The organism is Dolichospermum lemmermannii CS-548 (assembly GCF_028330815.1).
GTDB classification, from domain to species: Bacteria; Cyanobacteriota; Cyanobacteriia; order Cyanobacteriales; family Nostocaceae; genus Dolichospermum; species Dolichospermum lemmermannii.
In genome coordinates this window covers 1-5,098 of sequence record NZ_JAQMTJ010000141.1, presented here as the reverse complement: position 1 = coordinate 5,098, position 5,098 = coordinate 1, and the positions used below count along the sequence as shown (strand labels likewise).

The 5,098-nt window shown below is 40.5% G+C and carries 5 protein-coding genes and 3 pseudogenes; 4 read left to right on the top strand and 4 right to left on the bottom strand.

The features are described from left to right. Window positions 1-11: 11 nt before the first annotated feature. Window positions 12-188 carry a hypothetical protein gene (locus PN450_RS09190; protein WP_168204371.1) on the bottom strand — a complete coding sequence of 59 codons (177 nt, stop codon included), beginning with the start codon at window positions 186-188 and terminating at the stop codon, window positions 12-14. Window positions 189-251: 63 nt separating this feature from the next. Here PN450_RS09190 and PN450_RS09185 point away from each other — a divergent pair. Together PN450_RS09185 and PN450_RS09180 are read left to right on the top strand one after the other, a co-directional pair. Beyond that, a pseudogene (locus PN450_RS09185) lies at window positions 252-950 on the top strand (pyridoxal-phosphate dependent enzyme); the annotation flags it as partial. Between the two features lie 111 nt (window positions 951-1,061). Further along, window positions 1,062-1,838, top strand: coding sequence for a dienelactone hydrolase family protein (locus tag PN450_RS09180; RefSeq protein ID WP_148766024.1), 777 nt, complete (start codon window positions 1,062-1,064; stop codon window positions 1,836-1,838). 225 nt (window positions 1,839-2,063) lie between these two features. Here PN450_RS09180 and PN450_RS09175 read toward each other — a convergent pair. The 3 genes and pseudogenes from PN450_RS09175 to PN450_RS09165 all read right to left on the bottom strand — a co-directional run. Next, window positions 2,064-2,219 (bottom strand): annotated as a pseudogene (locus PN450_RS09175) (MarR family transcriptional regulator); the annotation flags it as partial. A gap of 45 nt (window positions 2,220-2,264) precedes the next feature. Continuing rightward, entirely contained in the window at window positions 2,265-2,579 is a 315-nt protein-coding gene (locus PN450_RS09170; RefSeq protein WP_148766020.1) for a helix-turn-helix domain-containing protein, read from the bottom strand. 4 nt (window positions 2,580-2,583) lie between these two features. Then, window positions 2,584-2,925, bottom strand: a complete 342-nt coding sequence (locus PN450_RS09165; RefSeq protein ID WP_271836086.1) for a type II toxin-antitoxin system RelE/ParE family toxin — start codon at window positions 2,923-2,925, stop codon at window positions 2,584-2,586. Between the two features lie 224 nt (window positions 2,926-3,149). Between PN450_RS09165 and PN450_RS09160 the strand changes: the two genes are divergently transcribed. Continuing rightward, window positions 3,150-4,823, top strand: coding sequence for a tetratricopeptide repeat protein (locus PN450_RS09160; protein WP_271836085.1), 1,674 nt, complete (start codon window positions 3,150-3,152; stop codon window positions 4,821-4,823). Window positions 4,824-4,880: 57 nt separating this feature from the next. Next, window positions 4,881-5,098, top strand: a pseudogene (locus PN450_RS09155) (DUF4351 domain-containing protein); the annotation flags it as partial.

Below are 5,098 nucleotides of genomic sequence, written 5' to 3'. Positions count from 1 at the left end.
TTTTGGACGCATTAGGTTAGCTGCACACTGAAATTATCTTCTCTCATTATAGGATCAATCATTCTGTGGAGTTCTCTAACTACTTCTGCCATGAATTGTCTTCGATCGCTTCCCTTGAGTTTTTTGGCTGTTTTTATGTACAGATATTTTAGGTTCTCCGTTAGTTCAATGATAGATTTTGGACGCATTAGGTTAGCTGCACACTGAAATTATCTTCTCTCATTATAGGATCAATCATTCTGTGGAGTTCTCTAATTCTCACCATGCCAGATACTATGAGCTTAGAACGGCGAGCGATGCTCAAAGCCTACGGCGCACAGTTGGAACTAACTCCGGGTATTGAAGGGATGATAGGAGCTATCCGACGGGCAGAAGAAATTGTTGCCTCCCTCCCCCATGCCTTTATCCCCCAACAATTCGTTAATCCTGCCAATCCGAAAATTCACCGAGAGACAACAGCCGAGGAACTTTGGGCAGATACCGATGGAGAAATTGACATTGTGGTGTCTGGTGTTGGTACTGGAGGCACAATTACCGGGATAGCAGAAGTCATCAAGCCCCGTAAACCCAGTTTTCAAGCTATTGCTGTCGAACCGTCCGCTAGTCATGTCTTGACCGGTGGTTCGCCAGGGGGGCATCAAATTCAAGGGATAGGCGCTGGGTTTATTCCCAAAGTGCTGCGCTTGGAACTGATTGATGAAGTGATTTCTGTTACCGATGAAGATGCGATCGCCTTCAGTCGCTGTTTAGCTACAGAAGAAGGATTACTATCGGGCATTTCTTCTGGAGCAGCCTTGTGGGCAGCGATTCAGGTGGGTAAACGTCCAGAGAATGCCGGGAAATTAATCGTGCTGGTACAACCTAGCTTTGGTGAACGTTATCTCAGCACCGTCTTATTTAGGGATTTAGCAGATGTTCAGGTGGCTGCACTTGATCCTGTCCACTCCTAGTCTGCATCTACAGAGATCCCCGACTTCTTGAAGAAGTCAGGGAAATTAAAATACTATAATTCGATAGACTTATAGTAGTATAAGATTGGAAGATCACAGATTATTACCAAAATGAGTACATTAACCCAAACAGAGATTCGTACCTCTAGCGTCAAAATTCCTAATCAAGATTTGCAAATAGACGCTTATCTGGCTGAACCAGTAAATGCAGGGAAATTTCCGGCTGTGATTGTGGTACAGGAAATTTTCGGGGTGAATATTCATATTCGGGAAGTAACAGAGAGATTAGCACAAGAAGGATATGTTGCGATCGCTCCTGCTATCTTCCAACGCCAAGCGCCCGGTTTTGAGGCTAAATACACCCCTGAAGATATTCAATTAGGCAGACAATACAAAGAACAGACCAAAGCCGAGGAAATATTAAGCGATATTCAGTCCACAATTGCTTATCTAAAAACCCTCCCTAACGTTAATGCTGATGCGATGCCTGCGGCGAGCGAAGCTATCGCATCTATTGGTTTTTGCTTTGGTGGACACATTGTTTATTTAGCAGCCACTCTCCCAGAAATTAAAGCTACAGCCTCTTTCTACGGTGGCGGTATTCCTAACTCTACTCCCGGTGGTGGTGAACCGACAATTACTCATACCCCAGATATCAAAGGGACTCTTTACGCCTTTTTTGGGACTGAATATCAAGGCATTCCTCCAGAACAAACAGAACAAGTTGAAGCAGAGTTACAAAAACACAACATTCCTCACCAAGTTTTTCGCTATCCTGCTGAACACGGATTTTTCTGCAACCATCGAGCTAGTTACAACGCCGAAGCTGCTGCTGATGCTTGGCTCAAAGTTAAAGAACTATTTCACAAACAACTACAAACAGTGTAAATATCATGACTTATGGTGACATATTCCACATACTCACTTATGCCTTGCGGCACGCTTGCGCGAACAGGTGAGTGTGGGCTTCTCAACGACTCCTAATCCGGACATTGATTGAGCTTTAAGACCGTGTGTCCCACGGTTCTTGATAGGACTACACGCCCAATGGTAAATAGCCGATAATCTCGAAATCTCATGGCTGCAAAAGGATCGTGTTGTGCAGCCTTACTGTTATGGTGAGTTGGTTTCTGTTTGCTCGAAGACATTTTTTAGTAGAGTCAAGCCTGATTCAATATGTGATACTTGCTCTGGTGTCAAAGCCTCCAGAATCTCCGCAATTTCCCCGCGAGTTTTCTCCTGAGATTGCTCTAATAACAGCTTTCCCTCTCTTCGCTATACTATTATTGTGGATAGATTTTAGCCCTTACAAATTTACCCTACTTGAGAAATTACCTGTCCAATCTCTTGAGGTGTTGCACCTGTGGCCAGCATTGCCCGGATTAAGAGTTCAATAGAAACGGAAGCATCACCATTTTCAGCTTTAGCAATTCGAGGCTGACTGGATTGAATTTTTGCTGCTAATTCTGTTTGTGTCATTAATTGCTGTCGTCGTTCTTTGAGATTATGACTAAGAACTAATTTAATCTCAATCAGAGCAGTTTCCTCTTTTGTGAGTTCTAAAAACTCGGAAACATTTCCAACTTTCCAGCCCTTTTGTTCTAGACGTTCTCTTTTAGCTTCATCCATAATACTAATCTTGTATATCTTGATCGTACTTGCTTAGTCGTTTTTCACAGATGTCAATAACGGTGCTTGGTGTTGTTCTCGTTGTTTTGTTGAAAACTTCCAGAATCAAAATTGCATCATCATCAATTCGGTAAATAATTCGCCAGTTCTTGTCCGCATCCCGAATCCGTAGTTCATAACAGTGTTTTCCGATACTAGACATTGGTTTTGAATGCGGTATTCCCAAGCTTTCACCCTGCTGTAACCGTCTGAGTAGTATACCTGTTTCTATCCGTGCTTCTTGGCTGAAGGGTGGAGTTTTAATTTCACCATGCAACCAAATTAAAGGTTTATCATTTTCGTCCATGCTATTATTTATATCATATCTGATATATTTTTGATTGGCTATTGTAGCCTACTGGAGTTTAGACTAAAGCAGAGCGATCGCTATACTACTATTGTAGATAGATGTTAGCCCTTACAAAATTACCCTATTTGAGCAATTACCTGTCCGATCTCTTGAGGTGTTAAGCTTAAATTTTCCCATTAACATTCTATTTAAAAATATCGCTAGAGTAAATTTAAACCAATATGGACTGGACAACACCACTCAAGGCACAACAGACTGATTTTATTCAAAGACTTAAATCTGCTAAATTACTCCATTGTGACGAAAAAGGCCAGCATAGTGAATTAACTGTCATTTCTGATGAGAGATCAAAGCCATTACGGAATTTTTGCTGGGAGATGATCAGAAAGTATAAACCAAATGATCCCCAAAATTACTTTATCAACAATATGAAGGGGAAGTTGGGTGAGGAAGTTGTTAAATCCCGTTTAGCTGATTTTGTCACAGAAGTTGACTATGAAAAGCGCGTTGGTGGTGATGGAAAAGTTGATTTTACCTTAACTTCTGACTCATCAATTGGTATTCAGGTTAAAGCCCGTAATGGCAATTTTGATAAAATTCAATGGTCAATTAGTCGAGAAGAAATTGAAAAAAATGCTGTTCTAGTTTGTATTTTAATTCAAGAAGAAGTCAGCGAGGCTCAGGCTGAATACAATCTGATTTTGGCGGGATTTTTACCAACAAATATGATTACCTCGGCTGCTAGTAAAGCCTTGGTGGGAATAGATGAATTGCTTTATGCTGGCGGTTTACGCAGCTATTTAGAAAGTTTGACATCTTCTGAAGCTGACGAATATATTCGCTTGTATCATGAGTGTCTTGAGAAAGAAGATTATCAAGGTGCTTTTGATTATTATGTTGCTGATGTAATGCTACTGAAACCAAATAATGCTTATGCTTACTATAGCCGGGGCATTGCCCGTTCTGAATTAGGAGATACGCAGGGTGCAATTGAGGATTACACTCAGGCTATCAAGATTGATCCTAACAATGCTGTAGCTTACTATAGCCGGGGCATTGCTCGTTCTGAATTAGGAGATAAGCAGGGTGAAATTGAGGATTACACTCAGGCTATCAAGATTGATCCTAACAATGTAAATGCTTATTTCAACCGAGGAAATGCCCGTTATCATTTAGGGGATAAGCAGGGTGCAATTGATGATTACACTCAGGCTATCAAGATTCCTAACTATGTAAATGCTTACTTCAATCGAGGAAATGCCCGTGATGATTTAGGAGATAAGCAGGGTGCAATTGATGATTACACTCATGCTATCAAGATTGATCCTAACAATGCTGTAGCTTACTACAATCGGGGAAATGCCCGTGATGATTTAGGGGATAAGCAGGGTGCAATTGATGATTACACTCATGCTATCAAGATTGATCCTAACTATGTAGATGCCTACAACAATCGAGGAATTGCCCGTTATTATTTAGGAGATAAGCAAGGTGCAATTGATGATTACAACCAAGCCATCAAGATTAATCCTAACAATACCTATGCCTACATCAACAGGGGAAATGCCCGTTCTGAATTAGGAGATAAGCCAGGAGAAATTGATGATTACAACCAAGCCCTCAAGATTGATCCTAACAATGTAAATGCTTACTTCAACCGAGGAACTGCCCGTTATCATTTAGGAGATAAGCAGGGTGCAATTGATGATTACACTCAGGCTATCAAGATTAATCCCAGTGATGTAGATGCTTACTATAACCGGGGAAATGCCCGTTCTGATTTAGGAGATAAGCAGGGTGCAATTGATGATTACACTCAGGCTATCAAGATTGATCTAAAAGTATTGAATACAACACCAAAAATTTTAAAACATCCTCTTACGGAGAATTCATAACTGCTATATAATAGAAGTCTAAATTATTTCCCAGATTTTACTCAAAATTAAAATTTAATGACTAGGTTTATACATGATAAATTCGCCAAAGACTATCTAGAAGAATTATTAAAAGATTACGGAGAAGTCAAAGCATCAGAAAAAGTCTCAGGAGAAATTAAAGAAATTGATGTTTTATTCACACCTGCTAAACAACAAACTTCTAAATTACAAATACTGGGGTTACTAGGAAGACTTGCCGAAAATCCTGCAATAATAGAACCATACCGCAATCC